Below are 22,556 nucleotides of genomic sequence, written 5' to 3'. Positions count from 1 at the left end.
TTTTTTAATTTACTGACATATTTCACTAAAGGGCATAAATTATTTCCTGGCATTTTTATAAGCTTATTTATAACAGTAGCTATAGAAGGCTTACGGACAATATATATGGCATACAAGCCCTTTTGACGCAATATGATAAGAATGGCTGTTAATTTTTAAACCAAGCTATCAAAAACAGGAATGGTATCTAAAATTTCATGGCCTAACCCATCATAACTCATTTTCCAGCAACCATACTCTTGTCCATTACTTATTACCAATAGTTTGGCTTTAAGATTTCTATTATAACGAGCCAGTTGGCTATAAACCTTATCAGAAATAGGTATATGAGATGCTTTGCATTCTGCTATAAGAAAAGGGTTGCCGATTCTATCATAAATAACAAGATCAGGTCTATTAACAATATAGTGTCCTTGTATTTGTTTTTCTATTCTAATTAAGCCTTTAGGGTATGATAGTTCTTGGGTCAAATAATGTACTAGATGTTGCCTTGTCCATTCTTCAGGAGTCAGCCGCACATACTTTTTACGTATAATATCAAAAATATAATGCTTATCTGCTATTGTACGGACTTTATAATTAAAAGTAGAAAAATTAATAAATTGCATGTAACTTGTATACAATAAGATAAAGTTGACAGAGAAAAATTTATATAATACAGCTTGCTGCTATCAATTAGCATGTTGTTTCTTATCTACACATTATTACCTTTAATTTATGAAACGCTTCGCTATACCCTTTATAACTGCTATATTGTTTTTCTCCCTTACCTTTATTCCTACCCAATCAATTCCATCAGATAAAGCAGGTTGGATAGAATATCAGTTTCAACGGCTCACTTTGGAAGAACGTATTGGACAGCTTTTTATGGTAGCTGCTTATTCTAACCAAGGCGAAAAGCATCATGAATTTATAGAAAACTTAATACAACGATATAATATTGGAGGACTTATTTTTTTTCAAGGTGATCCTATCAGCCAAGCAAAACTTACCAATCAATACCAACTAAAAGCAAAAACACCTTTACTTTTAGCTATAGATGCAGAATGGGGGCTTGGTATGCGTCTTACTAACACAATAAGCTACCCTAGGCAGATGACCTTAGGTGCTATACAAGATCATCAGCTTATTTATGATATGGGTGCTGAAATTGCACGCCAGCTTAAACTACTAGGTATACATGTTAACTTTGCTCCTGTAATTGATATCAATAACAATCCAGACAACCCAGGTATAGGTAATAGAGCTTTTGGAGATGGTAAGGGGAGTGTAATTAGTAAAGGACTAGCCTATATTCAAGGATTACAAGATAACGGTATATTAGCAGTAGCTAAACATTTTCCTGGTATAGGAGATGCTAGTAAAGATCCGCATCATGAACTGCCTACTATTCCATATGATATTACTCGGTTAGAATCTATAGAGCTTTATCCATTTAGAAAAGCAATACGTGCTAATGTAGGAGGTATTATGGTTTCTCATATCTATTTACCAGCTTATGAAAAAACACCTAACCGAGCTGCATCTCTCTCATCTCATATTGTGACCCAGCTCTTAAAAAACAAATTGGGTTTTAAAGGACTTATTTTTACAGATGCGCTTAATATGAAGGCTGTTAGTAAGTACTATCAGCCTGGTGAAGTAGACTTACTAGCTTTGCAAGCAGGGAATGATATTTTACTTTTCCCGGAAGATGTGCCTAAAGCTATTGCACTCATTAAATCTGCTATTGAGCAAGGTAAATTAGCTAAGGAAGTAGTAGAAGAAAAGGTTAAGAAAATTCTAGCAGTCAAATACCAGATGGACTTACATCAGTGGAAGTCTATAGAAATAGATGGGTTGTACGAGCAACTCAATACACCTCAGGCTCAAGTGCTAAAGCAGAAACTATTTGAACAAGCCATTACATTAGTAGCCAACCAAGACGATTTGATTCCCATTACCAAATTAAATAAACATAAGATTGCTTCACTTTCTATTATTAAGCAGCCTATTACTGCAGAAGCACAGAAATCAATCAACCAACAGAATACAGTTGCTACTAATAAGCCATCTACTATTTTTGGTCAGTTTTTATCGCAATATGCTCCTGTTGCTCACTATACACTCAATAGGACATCACTAGACGTTAATATGCTACAGCAACTGGCAGATGAGCTAGAGAATTATTCGTTGGTTATCGTAGGCTTACACGACTTAGCTGGTAACAGAGCTAATAAATTTGGTTTACAGCCAGAATTATTAAGCTTTTTAACTAAACTACAGCACGCCAATACAAAAGTTTTAATAGTGGTTTTTGGAAGTGTTTATAGTTTAGAATTATTCCAAAACATGCAACATCTTATAGCAGCTTACCAAGATGATCCTATAGCAGAACAAGTGGTGCCTCAGATTATTTTTGGAGCCTTGCCAGCTGTGGGTAATTTGCCTGTTAGTATACCTAATGCTTGGAAGTCGGAATGGGGTATTAGAACAAAAAGTATAAAAAGGCTTGGTTATGCTTTGCCAGAAGCTGTGCAAATGGATAGTCGCATATTACAAGGTATTGATAAAATTGTAGAGGATGCAATTTTAGAAGAGGTGATGCCAGGCTGCCAAGTGTTGATAGCTAGAAATGGGAAAATAGTTTTTGAGAAAGCTTATGGTTATCATACGTACGCAAAAAAGAATCCCGTTACTAATACAACACTTTATGATATTGCTTCCATAACCAAGGTAGTAGGGCCTTTGCAGGCAATCATGTATTTAGTAAGTCAGAATAAGTTAGATATAACACAAAAAGTTTCTACCTATTTACCAGAACTGTCTGCCACCAATAAAAAAAATATAACTATCAAGTCAATTTTGGCTCACCAAGCTGGATTACTAGATTATGGTATAACAAGAAGCATTTTGTTTCAAAAAGATAGTAAATTAAGCAAGAAACTGTTTAGCAACTATCCATCGGCAAGCTATCCCAATAGAATAGGTACGGAGCTATATGCCCCTCATTTATTAAAAGAGCTTATGTGGGATCTATATATCAACTCTCCAATAAAAGAAAAAGATAAAACAAAAAAGCCATCTAAAACACATGGTTACCATTATAATGACTTAAGCTTCCATATTATGCATAGGCTAATAGAGAAATTGTTACAACAGCCTATGGAGATTTTTCTTGCTAATAAATTCTATCAATCTTTAGGAGCTGCTCTAGTTGGTTATAACCCATTAGAAAGAATTAGTTTACAGCAAATAGCGCCTACAGCAGAGTGTGACTTTTTTAGAACTACCCCCATTCATGGTATTGTTCATGACCCACAAGCTGCAATCTGTGGGGGTGTAGCAGGAAACGCTGGGCTCTTTAGCAATGCTCATGATTTGGCTGTTATTCTGCAAATGAATTTGCAAGGTGGCTATTATGGAGGAAAAAGATATTTAAAAAAGAAAGTTATAAAACAGTTTACTAGCCACGCTTTTAAAAATAATCGGCGGGGACTTGGATGGGATAAACCAGAATTGCCTACCAAGCTAGACAGCAAGCATAAGTCTAACACATCTTTATATGCTTCTGCTGATACTTATGGGCATTTGGGCTTTACAGGCACGGCTGCTTGGGTAGATCCAAAGTATAATCTTGTATATATTATACTATCTAATAGAACCTATCCTACCCAAGAAAATAACAAGCTGGCTGAGCAAAATATACGTATTAAGCTACAAGATATTGTTTACCAAGCTTTGCAGAATATGGAACAATAAATTAACAGTTGGATACTAAGACAGTTTGAATGGTTGGTAAGTGTAAAGATTTGTAAAGCTGTTTATTATCTATATGCTTATTTTATAGCCTATTTATAAATTTTGTGTAGTTGCATAAGCTTGAATGTTGCCATAGAGTATAAAGGCCTAAATGTGTTAAATACTTAGTTCTATTAAACCTTTTAATTTAAGATAAAGCTACTATACGTAACAAAGATTTTCTTACCGATTGTCCATATTTATATATTTTTCGGGTTTAGTAGAAATCTAATAATACCTCTATTTAAAACAAAACTACTTTCTGAAAAATGTTCCTTATATATCTCAATGTAGCTAGCTGGCAAGTATAGAAGTGCACTATAAAAGGCGGATTTATTATTGGTTGGATACCAAGTAAAATAGGATTTTTTTCAGGCATTTCTTTCTATTCCTAATATGATATATCCACGTTAAGGTATACACTTAACAGTGTCTTCCCAGCAAGTATTAGAAATCAATAAGATTTGCTGGGAAATTCTATTAGTTATTTAGCTTGTTTTGCTAGTTATCTGTTTCTTTTATCTCTTGTTTGTAAATTTTCTTTAGGATATAACCATTCCATTATATTTATACCAACGTTAAGTTGTAAATAATTAGCATTTATAAGTCTCATAAGATTTACAAAAGTAGTATCAAGTTCAATATCTTTTCCAAAATCATCATCATCTAAACTAGACATAAGCTTGAATAGTTCTATAGGAATTTCACTCCTAAGCTCTGCATAAATTCCTTTAGGAAAGTCAGCACGGTGGCCTAATAAAATAACACCAGAAAACCGAGAAAAATTAGCTACGGATTTTTTAACATTCTGATCCCCTTGCATAGAAACGGGCAACTCATAGTAATCCCCTGATTGTTTATAGTCAGATGTTAGGATGATATTAAATTCGTATCCTAGTATGAGGCTATATGCAAAATAAAATGATATATCATAAACCTTTGTAATGGATATGAGTAATGGTAACTTTAAATGGTTTTCTGTGAAGATAATTTCAAATTCTGGTATTCTGGTAACTCTAGAAAAACCATAGCCTATTCCTGCTTCAAAACCTATTCTGCGCTTCTCTGAAATTGCAAAACTATAACCAGCTAGCATCTTCAGGTTATGGTTAAATTTAGTTTTGATGGGAGCCTTAGTTCCCCTAATTTTAAATTTATGTGTGGGAGTCATGTATGCATATGGAACTACACCAAATCCATATTCTAAACTTAATCGTGTGCTTTCCCATGAAAAACCATTATTTTGTCTCTTATTATAACGTGGAGCTGCATATATAAGTGAGACAGGCAAGCATATGATTAATAAAGTTTGTAAAATATATTTTTTATTTTTAAACATATAAAGTAATAAGTTATTAGTCAAAGAATGTATGTCTTTAACTTCATTTGCCAATAATTGGATGTATATTTATTCTATTGGATTTTTATAAAGTAGTGGGGACAGCTAAAACTAAACCAGTACTTATAACATAAAATAGATATCAAATACTTTCTGCAAATTTAAAGTATGATTGTAGTAAAGAGAAAGATTTCTAAAATTTTAATCTTTAAGTTGATATATGTCAGTAGGGTAGTGGCTCATGGCACGCTTTTGCCTGAGCATACTAAATTTACCAAGCGAATAGTTATCAAAAGGATAGTGCTCCTCTTTCATGTACTTAGCTTGGATCTTTATTAAGGAGTGCTCTTAAAACTTTAAAATAAATGCCAATGGAGTTCTCACTGAGTCCTTGTTTATAGAGAAAGGCTTCGTAACGGTTCAAAAAAAGTATATCGGTATTGCTAAAGCATAATAGCCTGCTACCTGTGAACTCTTTTAAAGAAGTTAAAAGTCGCTTGTAAAGTCGTACTCTTCCTATTTTACCACTTTGAACTAGATTTTGGCAAACTTCTAAAAGAAACGAGAATAGCTCTTGTGAGGCTTGTTTAGGCTCTTCGATTGCTTGTACCAGCTGCTGGAGGGAAAGGAATTTTTGTTCACTTGCAAGTTCTAGAAGCTTCGTGTGATAGGTAGCTTTCTTTTGCACAAGGATGGCTTCTAGTAATTTTCTATCAGGGTGATTCCTTTTAGGCGCATGCTTATTAAAATCCCATAACTTTGCCGAGCAAGAAAGTCATGTTGAGAAGTACTCCTTAAGCTTTCAGCTGGCTAATCAGAACTATGAGCGGATGGCTCCCATCCGCTAGCGTCTTATATAATACGATGGAAATTTTCATAAATTAAAAGAAGACAGGCGAAAAGCTCCATTTAATATGCGGATATTGTTCCACGAGTAATCTTTGTATATCAGCGCCTATATCATTCCATCTTAAATCAACTGTATGTACACTGGTTCCTTGTAAACTTTTAGCCAATTCTTCCGCTCCTTGTGCGCCTATATTATTCGAACTTAAATTAACCGTATGCACCTGTGTTCCCTGTAGATACTTAGCCAAACCTTCCGCTCCTTGGTCGCCTATTTGATTCGAGGTTAAATCAACTGTATGTACGCTGGTTCCCTGTAAATTTTTAGCCAATCCTTCAGCTCCTTGTGCACCTATCTGATTATATCCTAAATAAACCGTATGCACATTTGTTCCTTGTAAATTCTTGGCAAACTCTACGGCTCCTTGGGCGCCTATCTGATTCGCCCATAAATTGATCGTATGTACTTGGGTTCCCTGTAAATGTTTAGCCAATCCTTCGGCTCCTTGTGCACCTATCTGATTATGGCTTAAATTAATCTTCTGTACACTACTTCCCTGTAAATGCTTAGCCAATTCTATAGCTCCTTGTGCACCTATTTTATTATGATTTAAATAAACCGTATGCACACTTGTTCCTTGCAAATTTTTGGCAAACTCTATGGCTCCTCGGTCGCCTATATGATTTTCGCTTAAATCAACCGTATGTACACTAGTTCTCTGTAAATGCTGGGCAAATCCTTCGGCTCCTCGGTCGCCTATATGATTCCCGCTTAAATCAATTGTATGTACACTGGTTCCTAGTAATTGTTTAGCCAATCTTTCTGCCCCTTGTGCGCCTATTTGGTTCGAGCTTAAATAAACCGTATGTACTCGAGTTCCCTGTAAATACCTAAATAATTCCTCGGCTCCTTGATCACCTATATGATTTTCGCTTAAATTAACTGTATGTACACTTGTTCCCTGTAAATTTTTAGCCAATTCTTCTACTCCTTGAGCGCCTATTTGGTTTAACCTTAAATTAACCGTATGCACTTTGGTAGCTTGTAAATGTTTAATTAATTCTTCCACTCCTTGAGCACCTATTCTATTCCAGCTTAAGTCAACCGTATGAACCCTCGTTCCCTGTAAATTTTTAGTAAACTCAACTGCTCCTTGAGCACCTATACCATTAAAACTTAAATAAACCGTATGTACTTGGGTATCTTGTAAATATTTAGCCAACTTAACTGCTCCTTGGGCACCTATCTCATTCTCGCTTAAATCAATACTCTGAATCTTGGTACCTTTTATATGAGGCCAAAATGCTTGTGGCAAACTCTTTATATTCCTTATTAAATGATAAAAAGCAAAACTGGAAATTCTTTCAGGTGTTAACTTATTTAACTTTTTATTGTTCTTGAAATCTATTCTCTTATCTATTGTCCATACCCAGCCAGTTGGATTAACAACTGATTTAAGCTTATTCTCAACCCCTACTATACCTGTTTGCCTATAGCCTGTAATCAGTTCATTCCAGTCTTTATTAACTATTCTTGCTGGTAAAATATCTTCTAATTTTAAATAAGAAAAAATCTCTTGCCATAGCTCTATGGGAAGGGATACAGAACTCTGCACAATGTCCTTTTCCACAGAAGAGCTACTATCCGCTAGCTCTCTTAATAAAGTAATTGCCATTGGATGGTCTTGTGCCGCTGCTTTGCTTAACCACACTTCTGCTTTGTGAGCAGATTCTTCTGTACCTTGCTTCTGCCAAGCTTCGTACGCCTTTCTCCCTAGCCGAAATTGTGCTTCACTTTCTCCCTCCATGCCAGATCGCAGTAAGGTTTGATATTCTTCTAAATTATTCTTGCCTGGTTGTTCTATGGTTTGTTCTTCTCCGAACGAGGAATAAGGTGATACTCTTCTTCGCTTAAATTTTGCAGATTCTTGCTCTTCTTTTCCTCTTCTTCTTACTTTTATTTTCTTCTGATATCGATCTTCTTCCTTCTTTTCATATTCTTTTTCACCTTTCACTCTCTTTTTACCTTTTCTTTTTTCTTGCTTTGGCTCTTCGTCCTCTTGTTCATCTTCGCTCCCTACGCCTCCTTTTAACCCCATATTCCCTATATATACATAGCCTGGCTGCTTGTTTTTAGGTAAATGCACATGCGTAAGTAGATTTTGGCTCCCTTTAGAGTTAGCTACTGGTGCTATCTCAATACCTTGCTCTATATACACAGGTAAAGTATGTATTCTACTAAAGCTTCCAACCTTTTCCTTGAATTTTACTCGCAATTGGCCTGCTTCTTCATAAAAAGTAATTAGATGACCTTTCTTGGAGGCAAGTTGCTTGTTTACTAACTGTTCAATAACAACTTGTTGGTTGTCATCTGTTGACTTTTTTATTGAAATAGGTAGGTTAGAGGAATTAGAGCAGCTTTGTGAAATAAGGCTTATTAGTAGAATACGCGCTACAAGTTTCTGTAATGGTTTAGGTTTCATAGAGATTTAAGTTAACAAGAAAGCATATTAGTATAAATATAAAATATATACTAATAAATATTTTAAAATATGATATATGTGTATGCTTACATTACTTGCTTTCTAAGTTTGTTAAAGTTATGGATTTATTTTCTGTTCCTGTTTCCTGCTCTTCCTTTTGCATTTTAGGAAAATCAAGGGTAAAATTATAATTTAGTACGACTCCAACCTTTTGAATGAGGCGATAACTCAGGAGGGCGTTATGGAATTTGTTATATAAAGTATTTCGGCTAATATTTAACCTATCAGCTAATTTGGAGAGGGTAACCGCTTTTTCTGACTATCTTTTCGACTATTTAACCTCTATGAATTGTTGCAAATGGTAATAAAGGGCTGTGATAGGTTATAGGAAGTGTAAATTTAGCGTGAAAGAGCCTTTAGCTAATTTGTACCATACTTCTAAGTAGAGGCTAGCTTTAAACTAGCTGGGCAAGAAAGACTAGTTGAAAAATATTTCTTAGTCTTTAGCTGGCTGATGGTTCACATCGATTGATGGTGCACATCAGCCAGCGCCTCACTCTTATATAGAGTAATATAGATTTTCACTTTTAAGCATCTAACTTTTCAGTTAGTAAATTAACTAATGCTCCATATTTTTTCTGCTTAGCAATATCTATAGGAGTATTACCATTTTTATTCTTAGCCTGTATATCTGCCCCTTTATCTAGTAAGTACTTAACTACTTCTAGATGACCATTCTCGCATGCCTTATGAAGTGGAGTGTTACCATTTTTATTCTTAGCATTTATATCAGCTCCTTTCTCTACTAAATACTTAATTACTTCTAGATGACCATTCTCGCATGCCTTATGAAGTGGAGTATTACCATATTTATTCTTAGCATGTATATCTGCCCCTTTATCTAGTAATAACTTTACTATTTTTAAGTGATTATATCTGGTAGCAAAATGTAAAGCAGTCCATTGATTTTTATTTTTTACATTTATATCTGCCCCTTTATCTAGTAAGTACTTTACTATTTCTAAGTGATCATATCTGGTAGCAAAATGTAAAGCAGTCCATTGATCGTTATTTTTTACATTTATATCTGCCCCTTTATCTAGTAATAACTTTACTATTTTTAAGTGATTATATCTGGTAGCAAAATGTAAAGCAATCCATTGATCGTTATTTTTTACATTTATATCTGCCCCTTTATCTAGTAAGTACTTTACTATTTCTAAGTGATTATATCTAGTAGCAAAATGTAAAGCAATCCATTGATCGTTATTTTTTACATTTATATCTGCCCCTTTATCTAGTAAGTACTTTACTATTTCTAAGTGATTATATCTAGTAGCAAAATGTAAAGCAGTCCATTGATCGTTATTTTTTACATTTATATCTGCCCCTTTATCTAGTAATAACTTTACTATTTCTAAGTGATCATTTTCGCATGCCTTATGAAGCGTAGTATTACCATATTTATTCTTAGCATTTATATCTGCCCCTTTATCTAGTAAGTACTTTACTATTTCTAAGTGATTATATCTAGTAACAAAATGTAAAGCAGTCCATTGATCGTTATTTTTTACATTTATATCTGCCCCTTTATCTAGTAAGTACTTTACTAGTTCTAGATCACCTTTTTTACATGCATAAATAAGTAGAGTCTCACTCTCTTTATTCTTAGCATGTATATCTGCCCCTTTCTCTAGTAATAACTTTACTATTTTTAAGTGATCATATCTGGTAGCAAAATGTAAAGCAGTCCATTGATCATTATCTTTTACATTTATATCTGCCCCTTTATCTAGTAAGTACTTTACTATTTTTAAGTGATCATATCTAGTAGCAAAATGTAAAGCAGTCCATTGATCATTATTTTTTACATTTATATCTGCCCCTTTATCTAGTAAGTACTTTACTATTTCTAAGTGATTATATCTAGTAGCAAAATGTAAAGCAGTCCATTGATCGTTATTTTTTACATTTATATCTGCCCCTTTATCTAGTAATAACTTTACTATTTCTAAGTGATCATTTTCGCATGCCTTATGAAGCGTAGTATTACCCTCTTTATTCTTAGCATTTATATCTGCCCCTTTATCTAGTAATAACTTTACTATTTTTAAGTGATTATATCTGGTAGCAAAATGTAAAGCAGTCCATTGATCGTTATTTTTTACATTTATATCTGCCCCTTTATCTAGTAAGTACTTAACTACTTCTAGATGACCATTCTCGCATGCCTTATGAAGCGTAGTATTACCATATTTATTCTTAGCATTTATATCTGCCCCTTTCTCTAGTAATAACTTTACTATTTCTAAGTGATTATATCTAGTAGCAAAATGTAAAGCAGTCCATTGATCGTTATTTTTTACATTTATATCTGCCCCTTTATCTAGTAAGTACTTTACTATTTCTAAGTGATTATATCTAGTAGCAAAATGTAAAGCAGTCCATTGATCGTTATTTTTTACATTTATATCTGCCCCTTTATCTAGTAAGTACTTTACTATTTCTAAGTGACCATATCTAGTAGCAAAATGTAAAGCAGTCCATTGATTTTTATTTTTTACATTTATATCTGACCCTTTATCTACTAAGTTCTTAACTACTTCTAGATCACCTTTTTTACATGCATAAATAAGTAGAGTCTCAACCTCTTTATTCTTAGCCTGTATATCTGCCCCTTTATCTAGTAAGTACTTTACTATTTCTAAGTGATCATATCTAGTAGCAAAATGTAAAGCAGTACATTGATCGTTACTTTTTATATTTATATCCGCCCCTTTATCTACTAATAATTTAACTACTTCTAAATTACCTTTGTTACAAGCATAATGAAGTAGAGTCTCACCATCTTCATCTGTAGCATTTATATCTGCTCCTTTTTCTACTAAATACTTAACTACCTCTAGATTACCTTCTCGGCATGCATAATGCAGTGAAGTTACACCATATCCATCTATAACATTTATATCTGCTCCTTTTTCTACTAAATACTTAACTATTTCTAGCTCACCATTCTCGCAAGCATAATGAAGTGGAGTCCAACCATCTCCATCTGTAATATTTATATCTGCCCCTTTCTCTACTAAATACTTAACTAATTCTATATTATCATTTTTGCATATACAATGAAGTAGAGTTGCACCATCTCCATCTGTAATATTTATATCTGCTCCTTTTTCTACTAAATACTTAACTAATTCTAAATGGTTATTGCTGTATGCACAATGAAGTAGAGTCTCACCATCTTCATTCGTAGCCTGTATATCAACTCCTTTCTCTACTAAATACTTAATTACTTCTAGATCACCTTCTCGGCATGCCCAGTAAAGTAGACTCTCACTCTCTCTACTCTTAGCCTGTATATTTGCCCCTTTCTCTAATAAATATTTAACTACTTCTAGATGATCATTGTCGTGAGCCCAATGAAACGGAGTCTCACCATCTTTATTCTTAGCCTGTATATCAGCTCCTTTCTCTACTAAATACTTAACTACCTCTAGATTACCATCTCGGCATGCATAATGCAGTGGAGTTACACCATATCCATCTATAACATTTATATCTACTCCCTTTTCTACTAAATACTTAACTAATTCTATATTATCATTTTTGCATACACAATGAAGTAGAGTCTCACCATCTTCATCTGTAGCATTTATATCTGCTCCTTTCTCTACTAAATACTTAACTACTTCTAGATGACCCTTGTCGCATGCATAACAAAGTGGAGTATTACCATGTTTATTCTTAGCGTGTATATCTACTCCTTTTTCTATTAAGTATTTAACTGCCTCTAAATTACCAATCCTGCAAGCTTTATGTAATGGGTACTTTCTTTCTTTTACTAGCCTGTCAGCTAATTTTACCCCTGCTTGCTGAAGCTGCACATATTTGTCTTCAACTATTGCCGAAGCTTGACCTAATAAAGCTATACCATCTGATTGATTATCTTCATCCTTTAATTTCTCTTTTCCTTTATCTTTTTTTATATTTCTTTCTACTCTTACTTCTCTATTTCCTGCATTCTTTACTACAGATAGGCTTGGTTTAACTAGTCCATTATTTTCTTGTAACGATTGGTTACCATTCAAAACAAGCGTACTGCTTGAGCTGCTAGAAGATGGAACAAGCTGACCACCTAATGGGTAGCCCATACATTGCTGCATTTGTAGCATGATTGCACGCATTTGGTTATCTCGTTCTGAAAAAGAATGAACTTGCTCCTCTAATCCTGCTACTCGCTGCTCCATTACATCGAGTAAGGCTTTTTGTTCCGCTAATTCTTTGTCTTTCTGTTCTAAGGCTGCTGCTAAGTGTAACTTTTCCTGGCTTCCTTTTTCTATTAGCTGTCCTTTTTGCATCAATTTCTTGTTCAGCAATTTTTCCTGCAATTTAAAGGCATTGGCTTGTTCCTCTAATCCTTTTAGACGCTGCTCTATTACACCGAGTAAGGCTATTTTTTCTTCTAACTCTGTTTCTTTTTCTTCTAACTCTGCTTCTAAACTTAACCTCGCCTGGCTTTCCTTTTCTACTATATATCCCTTCTGTGCCAATGTTTCTTCTATCTCTTCTTCTCTTAATTTAATAGCTGCTTCAATATTGTGCATATCCAGCTTATGCCTGGCTAAAACAGGCACCTGTGCTTTTATATCCTGAATTAAACTACGCATGGTATAGTTAGGTGTTAATTCGGTACTAAGCAACCTGGCCCCAGTTTTAGGGCTGGTTCGTTTTCCCATATCAAGCCAGCGTTTTATTGCTATCCGCTCATAGGTATGGCCATCCTGAGCAATAACCGGATCTTCCATAATCTCCTGGGTGATAGGACAGAAACATTCGTTAGGAATGGATTCATTATCTAGTTCATCTTCTTGTTCATCTCCTTCCAACATCCCTCCCGCTAGCCCTGATCCTTTGTAAACAATTACTTTTGCTGGCTTTCCTGCATGTGCTGGTTGAAGGTGAATGCGACGCTTTTGTGCTTGCTGGCCTAATCTAGGTAGCTCCGATAGCTCTGCACCTTGCTCAACAGCTACCTCTAATCCAACATAGCTTTTGCTAAACCCTTGAGGTGCATTAACTACTACGTCTGCTTTTAATTTGCCTGCTTCTTCATGAAAAGTAACACTATGCCCCCCTTGGGCTATTAATGCTTGATCAAATAGGGGCTGGATATTTATTGGAGGGATTATTTGTTGTGTACTAGTTTGTATAGATGCTATTTGCTCTTCTTTGATAGATATGAGTGGATTATTGTCGAATCCTCCCCCACAACTCTGGAAGAATAAACTTATGAGTAAAACATAGGATATGTATTGCTGGAACAGCGAAAAACTTCTTTTCATATTTTAAAGATTAAGGAGGAATGCATATTAATGCGCAGTTAGCTTAATTGCAAATATAAATACCATTAGTTGGGTAAATTCTATACTTTGAATACTCAAAGTATAGCTGATCTTACAATATGGTAAAGTTACTAGTTAGCTATTACAAATCTTGGCTAAGGTCTTCTATATACTTAACACTAACCTCTATCATCTGTTCAATAAAACTCATATGAAAGCTTTTAGCATGTTTTTAACAATTTATAATTTGCTCTCTTGCATGCCTTCTTTGAAGCCCTCCAAAAACCATTTCATAATGATTCTTTTAACAATTTTTTGTAACTTTTTTGGCCCATGATCATCTCTAGGCTTTATATAAATAATCTAAGTTGCTAGCTAAGAAAAGCTTTGTTGATTTGAAAAGCTAACAAAAACAAGAGAATCTTGATCAGAAAGCCTCTGAAGGTAACAGCATGGATCTTCCTTAAGAAAAGGCCTTTAATGCCACTAATGCTGGTCTCTATCACCTTTTACATGTGCTCTTTGAGATAAGCTAGAGAAGGCGTATCCTGTCGATGAGCATTGGCTTTACGCTGAGAATAAAGCTTAATCCCTTCATCAGCCAACATATCTTCTAGATGGTAGTTGGTATAAGCCGAGTCAGCATAAAGTGCACTACCAGCAGGCAAACAGAAAGGCAGTTGATTCAGCTCTTTTACATCTGCTTGGCTGCCAGCCATTATTGAGAATTCCACTGGAATGCCACTACTAGTAGTAACCAGTTGTACTTTGATGCTATAAAAGTAATGATGCATAGAAGCTTTGTAGCCGCGATAAGCCTCACTTTGCAATAACTTACACCGGCTAGTACGTATGTTATCACACACAGCTACTGGAAATGAATCTAAGATAAAACCCTTACAGGAGGCTACTTGCTTGATGAGCGTGCCTATTACTAAAAAGAGGGTCGTTATCTCTTTTCCTATAGCATGCAAACAGCGATTGCATCTACTTTTATCAAGCATGTTAGGGATAAGCCTAGTGGAATGCATAAACGATCGGGCTTTGTCAAGATGTCCGCCAAAGTATAAAGCCGATACGATAGCCGTTGTGAGCACTTGTACATCTGACAATTTTCTGTTTTCATCTTCTTGATGATGCAAATACTTGAGTAGATGGTCGATAAATGTATATATTGCTATTGATTGATCAATTATAATGACCTCCGGTCTATTCGTTTAAGACAAAAAACAAGATCAGAGGTTTTTTATTCTTTTACTTAGCAATCACTAGCAACTTGGGTTAAATAGTTAAATCTTTATAATGTATTTTCTATGTAAAACTGTATGCATAATGCTGGTTTAATAAGTTGCTGAATAGCTTAAAAAATATGACGCAAATATAATTCTTCCTTTGCTTTATATCAATTCTGACACAAGCCAGCAAGGGAAATGATGGTTATTATGTGCTAATTCATTTACTCTACTGTCACTGATTTAGCTAAATTTCTTGGTTGGTCTACATTACAACCCTTTTCTACGGCTATGTAGTACGCGAGTAATTGTAAAGGAATTACCGATATAATGGGCATGAGCGCTTCATGAGTAGCTGGAACCTCTATTACATAATCTACAAGCTGTTTCACCCGCTCATCTCCTTGTGTAACAATAGCAATAATCTTTCCTTTTCTAGCTTTTATCTCTTGTATATTAGAAATGATTTTTTCATAGGTTCTATCCTGTGTAGCAATAAATACTACGGGCATATTTTCATCAATAAGCGCAATAGGTCCATGCTTCATTTCTGCAGCAGGGTATCCTTCGGCATGGATATAAGAAAGCTCTTTTAACTTTAAAGCACCTTCTAGCGCTACAGGATAATTGTATCCTCTTCCTAAATACAAAAAGTTAGTTGCATCTTTAAAAAGATTAGCCAATCCTTTAATCTTACATTCCTGTTGAAGCATGGTTTTTACTTTATCAGGAAGATTCGCTAGCTCATCAATGAGTTCTTCAAAGGAAGCTTGCATAATAGTTTTTCGCTGCTGAGCTAATGATAAAGCTAGGAGTATAAGCACAGTAATTTGAGCTGTGAAAGCTTTGGTACTAGCTACACCTATTTCAGGACCAGCATGAGTATAAATGCCTGCTTGTGTAGTTCTGGCAATAGAAGAGCCTACTACATTGCATATACTTAATACAGTAGCTCCCTTTGCTTGTGCAAGTTCGATAGCAGCCAATGTATCGGCCGTTTCTCCTGATTGAGAGATAGCTATTATAATATCCCCTGGTTTGATAATAGGATTTCGGTATCTGAATTCCGACGCATATTCTACTTTTATAGGTATTCTGCAGAATTCTTCAATCACATATTCGCCCACGACACCGGCCAACCAAGATGTGCCACAAGCTACAATAGTAATTTTAGGTGCACAAATCAGTTGGTTGATATATGCTTCAATACCCCCTAGTTTAATGCTCTTTTGTGCTATATCTAGCCGCCCACGCATACAATCTGCTATAGAAGTGGGTTGCTCAAATATTTCTTTAAGCATAAAGTGCTCAAAGCCTCCTTTTTCTATAGCTTCTAGCTCCATATCTAATTTTTGTATGTATGGAGTCAACGGCACATTCTTGCTATCACTTAAAAAGAATTGGCCATCCTTGATAATAGCAATTTCATAATCATTAAGATAAACCACCTGGTCTGTATATTCTAGAATAGGAGTAGCATCAGAAGCAATAAAAAACTCATCTTTCCCAATACCTATTACAAGTGGACTGCTCTTTTTAGCGGCAATAAGTGTATTAGGCAGCTCTTCAGACATAATGATAATAGCATAGGCGCCTATAACTTTGTGCAACGCTAACCTGACAGCTTCTTCTAAAGAACAGTCATTATATAACTGGATGTCTTCAATAAAGTTGATAAGTATTTCTGTATCAGTATCACTTGTAAATACATATCCTTTTTTTAGCAGCTCTTGTTTAAGGGTATTATAGTTCTCTATAATGCCATTATGGATAATTGCCAGCTTGCCAGAATTAGATAAATGAGGATGAGCGTTTATATCATTGGGAATGCCATGGGTAGCCCAACGGGTATGGCCCATTCCAATATGGCTATGTAATGGCTTATTAGCTATATAGGCTGCTAGGTCCTTTACTTTTCCTGCTTTTTTATACACTTGGATGTTCCCATCCAATAAAGCAATACCTGTACTATCATAACCTCTATATTCTAATCTTTGTAAACCTTTTAAAATGGTAGGGGAACTTTCTCTGTGTCCTACATAGCCTATTATTCCGCACATAGTTTTTATTTATCGAATTCTGTCAATAGAACGTATTAATTTTTCGTCTTTTCTTATAAAGTAATTGGACAAAAGGTTGTTAATAACAGCTACTATAGGCATACTGAAACCAAATTTACAATAACTACCTGCTACATTAGGTAATAATGCTGTTTGACTCTTTGTAACTAAGTATATAATTAATCCTACTAAAGCAGTTAGTAATAAACTATTTAATGCACCTAGTTGAAGCTGTAACCTACGATTATCAAATCGAATAATTTCGTATACTGCAACCAAGCCAATTACAACAGAGATGCTGCCTAGTAATGCATAAGGCATAACAGTACTATGTATTAGATTCTTGGCAAGATCAAGCTCTTTTAGCTGCCAGGCGTAGATAGTATAACTATGCAAAGTCGTAAGATCGGTTTTATGCCATATAGGTAAAAATAGGAATATACATATGGTAATAACTATCAGCAATAAAAAAACAGTTTGTATACGTTGTAACATAAGGTGTTGTATTAATAATCTTAGTTGTTGGCTAACATGGTTAATAATTTGGTTAATGTGGCTTTTAGCATTCTTCTATCTACAATAAAATCTAAAAAACCATGTTCGAGTAGAAACTCCGAAGTTTGAAAACCTTTAGGCAAATCTCTTCCAATAGTATCTCTAATGATTCTAGGGCCTGCAAACCCTATAAGTGCACCTGGTTCTGCAATATTAAAATCTCCTAGCATGGCAAATGAGGCAGTTACTCCACCTGTTGTAGGATCTGTAAGTAAAGAGATATAAGGTATTCTGGCTTTTGCTAATTGCAATAATTTAGCAGATGTTTTAGCCATCTGCATCAAAGATAGTCCGGCCTCCATCATACGTGCACCACCTGATTTGGAAATAATCAGTAAAGGGGCTTTATGCTCTAATGCATGATCAACAGCTTTAGCTATTTTTTCTCCTACTACCGAGCCCATTGACCCACCAATAAAGTTAAAATCCATACAAGCAATAACCATACTGTTGCCATTTACAGGACCATAACCTACTTGAATAGAATCTTTTAGTTGTGTGTCTTGCTGTGCTTGTTGCAGCCGCTGTGTATAAGGTTTATTGTCTATGAACTCAAGCGGATCTGCAGAGGTAAGGTTAGCGGCAATTTCTGTAAATTGATTGTTGTCAAAGAGAAGTTCGAAATATTCTTTAGATCCTATACGGACATGGTAGCCATCTTCTGGCGAGACATAAACATTCTCTTTTAACTCTTTAATTTGTATAATCTTCCCTTTTGGGGACTTATACCATAGCCCATCAGGAATTTCTTTTTTATGTTCAGTTGGGGTTAAAATTCCCTTTTGTTTTCTTCTAAACCAAGCCATAAGTAAGTGTAGTTAATTTAATCTTCTATATTAATTATGCTATATCAATTTTAGACTCTAAATATACATCTTGTATGGCATGTAGTAAGGCGATTCCTTCTTGCATAGGACGTTGGAACGCTTTTCTACCACTAATAAGCCCCATGCCACCCGCTCGTTTGTTAATAACAGCTGTTTTGACTGCTTCCGTCAAGTCCCCATCTCCTTCTGAAGCTCCTCCAGAACTTATAAGGCCTATTCGTCCCATATAACAGTTAGCTACTTGGTAGCGACACATATCAATAGGATGTGCTGAAGTAAGTTTACTGTACATATTAGGATGTGTTTTTCCAAACTTTAAGGCTGCAAAACCTTGGTTAGAATTGGGTAATTTTTGCTTAATAATATCTGCTTGTATGGTTACGCCTAAATGATTGGCTTGCCCGGTTATATCTGCTGCACAGTGGTAATCTTCTTGTTGAGTTTTAAAGTTACTGTTTCTTGTATAACACCAAAGAACAGTAGCCATTCCTAACTCATGTGCTCGTTCAAATGCTTCTGCAACTTCTTTTATCTGCCGGCTCGCTTGCTCGGAACCAAAATAAATGGTAGCTCCTACAGCTGTTGCTCCTAAATCCCAAGCTTCTTCTACAGAGCCAAAAAGAGTTTGGTCGTATTTAGTAGGGTAGGTTAGTAATTCATTATGGTTAATTTTTACAATACAAGGTATCTTATGAGCATATTTTCTAGCCACAATAGATAGGGTGCCTAGCGTAACAACTACTGCGTTACACCCACCTTCTATAGCTAACTTCATAATATTTTCTGGATCAAAATAAAGTGGGTTGGGTGCAAAAGACGCCCCTGCTGTATGCTCTATCCCTTGGTCTACCGGTAAGATAGAAAGATAACCTGTATGAGCTAATCGGCCATGGTTTCCAATAGCACTAAGGCTTTTAAGTACTTGTGTACTTCTTCCAGATGGTATGAATATTTGTTCAAAAAAGTGAGGACTAGGTAGGTGTAGATATTTTTTATCTATGGTATTGCTTTGGTAAGTGAGCAAATCGACTGCTTCTTTACCTAAAATTGTCTCTATATCGCTATAATTCATATTTTTTGCTTATTATTGCCACAGATAAAATTGGTGATTATAAATTTTTTAGCTTTTTAAGCATTAATCTATTGCAAAAGTATTGAGAACTAGCCAATAATTTATTTTCTTTGACAAAAATATATGGTGATTGTAGCTCAGTTGGTTAGAGCGCTGGTTTGTGGCACCAGAGGTCGCGGGTTCGAGTCCCGTCTCTCACCCTCTTATATCTTATAGTATATCCCATCCCATAAGGGCCATTTGCAAGATGCCTGTCTTTATTTTTTATCAGTAGTCAGCTTTATTATATAATTGGTAGTTTAAAATATAACTAGGGACTTCTGTAGAAGCATGGTAGGTTATTGATTGGTATAATTATTATATATCTTTTTTTAAATAAAAATCCTACATATAACCTAGTGGCTATATGTAGGATTGAAAGATATATATATATCTTAAGATTCGTAACGCTATTAGCTGGGTAGTTTAGATTCTTCCCATTCTACTATAGCTGGTGGCACTGGTTGTTGAGAGTTTGGAACTTCTAAGTGTAGAGTAATCTGCATATTTTTTACCAAATCTATGCCATTTATTTCTAATCCTATATGTTTCCAGTCTCCACGTTTTAATTTTTGTTTCTTTATGTTAGTGACTTGTGTTAAGCTAATTTTGGCTTGGGGCTTTAATTCTTTACTGTCTTTACTGTCAGCTAGTGCTTTAAGGAAGACTTTAGAAGTGTTTCCCATGCTATCTGCTATTTCGTACCATAATTTGATATTTGTTAAGTCCTCGTTTTCTAAAGGCCTGCCAATATTTTTAATGGTAAGAATAAATGGTTTATCAGTAATTAATCCTTTTCTGGCAATAAGTAATAACTTAGGAGCCTCGTTAGAATCATACTTTTCTTTTTCACGTTTTCTTGCAGCTCTTGCTGCAGCTTTTAATTCCTTTTTTTCCTTCTTCACTTCTTGATTCTCTGCTTTTACTTTTTCTGTTTGATCTTTCTGTTGCTTTTTATTCTCTTTCATTTTTTTCTGTATTTCCTTCTCCTTCTTATCATGTTCCTCTTTTGCTGCTCTTACCTTTTCCTTAAAATCTTTATCAATAGCTTGTTTCTGGTCTTTATACTCCTCCTTGCTAATTTCTTTCTTTTTTAACTTAAGGTCTGCAAGCTTATCAGATTTCTCATGGCTAAATTTATTTTTGATTTGTGTATACTCTTGCTTTATCATCTTATTTTGGGCCTCAAGATTTGCACTCGCTTGGTTGATCTCTGTTAAACCCTTCTCGGATTGTTGCTCTGATTTTTCAGCTTTTTCAACATCCTGCTGTTCTTTTTCTGTATCGAAAGTTTTAATGTATCCATGCCACTCTATTTCTTCCTGTGCTATGGGTGTGCTATTCGATGCAGCGTCACTCGGATATACTGAAACAGTCAACTTGTCTGTAAGCTTCCCTTGGGTCGGCTTTGCTACTATTATAATCTGGTTAGTTGCTTTCCCTTGTATTAGTTTTTTAGTTGGAGAACGCTTTAGTAATTTTTTTAATGTAGTAGCTGTTTGTTCTTTAGACTCACGGAATACAAAACTAACGTCAGGTTCCTCGCTTTTAAGCTCTACTCTATATTTGGTAAGATCTCTAATATCTTCTTTTAATGGCTTTAAACTGAAGTAAGTTTCATTTTCTGGTCCCGCAAAACCGTAAGGAAAGTTGATAGAAAATTCACTTTTTATCCATCTAACTTCCACATGGTCAATAACTTCTTCAGCTTCATTTAAAAGTTCAAATTTTAACTTTACCTCAATAGCATCTTTATCTGGTACTAAATTGAAATCTTTGAAAGAATGTTTTAGGTGTGCTGGGTCCAGCTCTTTTACTACATTATCAAGTTCAGTTAGAGTTTCTTTTAGAGGCTCTGAGGCAGAAAAAGTTTTAACTTCATTTGCACCATTTGTATAAGTTACTGTAGTTCCAGTTGTTGTGCCTGAAAAAGTGTTTTGCTCAACAATACTGGCTTTTAATTTAAAATCTTTTAGTTCTACAGGGTTTTCAGAATCCCCTATGGAAAAAGTTATGTTTATTTGACGTTGGTCGTTCCCTACTAGAAGTTTACTTTCTGCTGCTATTTTTAGGCTGGCTATACTATCGGGAGTACCTGATTTACATTCACATCTTGATGCATTAAGTATAAGGGTGAGTGCTATAAATTTACCTAGTAAATACAATAGGTATTGATGGCTATATTTTTGTGAGCGCTTTGTAGTGTACATAGTAAAATAATAATGTGTTCAGAATTATGGGTTAATAACATAAACTTGTTCTTTATAATCTAAGATTTACTCTTGAATAAGACAAGGAAAATGAACTAAATAGTTATTGTTAAGCTTAGTGTTATCGTATTGGGTATAGTGTTATTTTGCTAACCTACTACACCACAATTCAGCATTAGGATATTGCGTAAATAAATTGTTAATAGAAAGTGAGATAAATACACAGGATGAGTTTGTAAAATAATGGAGATATAGCTAACTTCTATTAAAAGAACATATCATTTAATTAACTCCTCTATTACCATGTCAAGGTGCCTAAAAGAAATGATGGCTTTGCTATTGCTAGTGATGCTAGTAGTAAGTTGTAATCGGACTCAACAATTCAACAAGCTTAAAGAAGAAGAGAAAAATTTAATGCAGGAGCTCCAACAAATCACTAGGCGGTCTAAGTGGTATATCTTAAAAGAGAAAGTAATACCTGAGGCAAAGGGTTATCCATCAGCAGCCAACCAACAATTGTATCTCGCCAAGGAAATACTAAAGGATTTAAGAGAAGCACAGTATGATGCAGAGGCAGGTAGTATAAAGGCACAGAAAAAAATAGAACGCCTTTTACGGCGAGTAAGGGACGAGGCTGGTTTCAAAGCAAATAATGTAAAACAGGCTATAGAAAGTCTAACAATATGGATAAAGCTGCTTGAAAATATACGCCGTCAACAAAAGCTTACAAAAGTTAAGCAATAAACGCTTGCTGGTCTAGTATTTGTA

Annotated in this window: 11 protein-coding genes, 1 tRNA gene and 2 pseudogenes; 3 read left to right on the top strand and 11 right to left on the bottom strand. The window is 34.9% G+C overall.

Annotated elements, in window-relative coordinates:
- Window positions 1–155: 155 nt before the first annotated feature.
- Window positions 156–608: a type I restriction enzyme HsdR N-terminal domain-containing protein gene (locus tag AASI_RS07385; protein ID WP_012473469.1), complete on the bottom strand. Its 453-nt coding sequence runs from the start codon at window positions 606–608 to the stop codon at window positions 156–158.
- A gap of 109 nt (window positions 609–717) precedes the next feature.
- Between AASI_RS07385 and AASI_RS07380 the strand changes: the two genes are divergently transcribed.
- Window positions 718–3,741: a glycoside hydrolase family 3 N-terminal domain-containing protein gene (locus AASI_RS07380; protein ID WP_012473468.1), complete on the top strand. Its 3,024-nt coding sequence runs from the start codon at window positions 718–720 to the stop codon at window positions 3,739–3,741.
- A 544-nt stretch (window positions 3,742–4,285) separates the two neighbouring features.
- On the opposite strand, the gene AASI_RS07375 is transcribed toward AASI_RS07380, so the two are convergent.
- The 9 genes and pseudogenes from AASI_RS07375 to AASI_RS07335 form a co-directional block, all read right to left on the bottom strand.
- Window positions 4,286–5,119, bottom strand: coding sequence for a hypothetical protein (locus AASI_RS07375; protein ID WP_044282912.1), 834 nt, complete (start codon window positions 5,117–5,119; stop codon window positions 4,286–4,288).
- Between the two features lie 319 nt (window positions 5,120–5,438).
- A pseudogene (locus tag AASI_RS07370) lies at window positions 5,439–5,882 on the bottom strand (phage integrase SAM-like domain and Arm DNA-binding domain-containing protein); the annotation flags it as partial.
- A gap of 118 nt (window positions 5,883–6,000) precedes the next feature.
- Window positions 6,001–8,448: an F-box-like domain-containing protein gene (locus tag AASI_RS07365; RefSeq protein ID WP_012473466.1), complete on the bottom strand. Its 2,448-nt coding sequence runs from the start codon at window positions 8,446–8,448 to the stop codon at window positions 6,001–6,003.
- Window positions 8,449–9,035: 587 nt separating this feature from the next.
- A complete protein-coding gene (locus tag AASI_RS07780; RefSeq protein WP_012473465.1) occupies window positions 9,036–13,793 on the bottom strand; it encodes an ankyrin repeat domain-containing protein in 4,758 nt (1,585 codons plus the stop codon).
- Window positions 13,794–14,164: 371 nt separating this feature from the next.
- Window positions 14,165–14,989: pseudogene (locus tag AASI_RS07355) on the bottom strand (IS982 family transposase).
- Window positions 14,990–15,249: 260 nt separating this feature from the next.
- Window positions 15,250–17,085 carry a glutamine--fructose-6-phosphate transaminase (isomerizing) gene (gene glmS, locus AASI_RS07350; protein WP_012473464.1) on the bottom strand — a complete coding sequence of 612 codons (1,836 nt, stop codon included), beginning with the start codon at window positions 17,083–17,085 and terminating at the stop codon, window positions 15,250–15,252.
- A gap of 9 nt (window positions 17,086–17,094) precedes the next feature.
- Window positions 17,095–17,580 carry a DUF4293 domain-containing protein gene (locus AASI_RS07345; RefSeq protein ID WP_012473463.1) on the bottom strand — a complete coding sequence of 162 codons (486 nt, stop codon included), beginning with the start codon at window positions 17,578–17,580 and terminating at the stop codon, window positions 17,095–17,097.
- Window positions 17,581–17,600: 20 nt separating this feature from the next.
- Entirely contained in the window at window positions 17,601–18,446 is an 846-nt protein-coding gene (accD, locus tag AASI_RS07340; protein WP_012473462.1) for an acetyl-CoA carboxylase, carboxyltransferase subunit beta, read from the bottom strand.
- A gap of 34 nt (window positions 18,447–18,480) precedes the next feature.
- Window positions 18,481–19,539, bottom strand: a complete 1,059-nt coding sequence (locus AASI_RS07335) for a class I fructose-bisphosphate aldolase (protein WP_012473461.1) — start codon at window positions 19,537–19,539, stop codon at window positions 18,481–18,483.
- Between the two features lie 125 nt (window positions 19,540–19,664).
- Here AASI_RS07335 and AASI_RS07330 point away from each other — a divergent pair.
- Window positions 19,665–19,740: transfer RNA gene (locus AASI_RS07330), tRNA-His, on the top strand.
- A 251-nt stretch (window positions 19,741–19,991) separates the two neighbouring features.
- On the opposite strand, the gene AASI_RS07325 is transcribed toward AASI_RS07330, so the two are convergent.
- Entirely contained in the window at window positions 19,992–21,788 is a 1,797-nt protein-coding gene (locus AASI_RS07325; protein ID WP_012473460.1) for a hypothetical protein, read from the bottom strand.
- A gap of 303 nt (window positions 21,789–22,091) precedes the next feature.
- On the opposite strand from AASI_RS07325, the gene AASI_RS07320 reads away from it, so the two are divergent.
- Window positions 22,092–22,532, top strand: a complete 441-nt coding sequence (locus AASI_RS07320) for a hypothetical protein (RefSeq protein WP_148204987.1) — start codon at window positions 22,092–22,094, stop codon at window positions 22,530–22,532.
- Window positions 22,533–22,556: the final 24 nt, after the last annotated feature.

The organism is Candidatus Amoebophilus asiaticus 5a2 (assembly GCF_000020565.1).
Taxonomy (GTDB): Bacteria; Bacteroidota; Bacteroidia; order Cytophagales; family Amoebophilaceae; genus Amoebophilus; species Amoebophilus asiaticus.
Note: the sequence above shows the minus strand (reverse complement) of the source record. Positions and strands in the feature narration are given on the sequence as shown.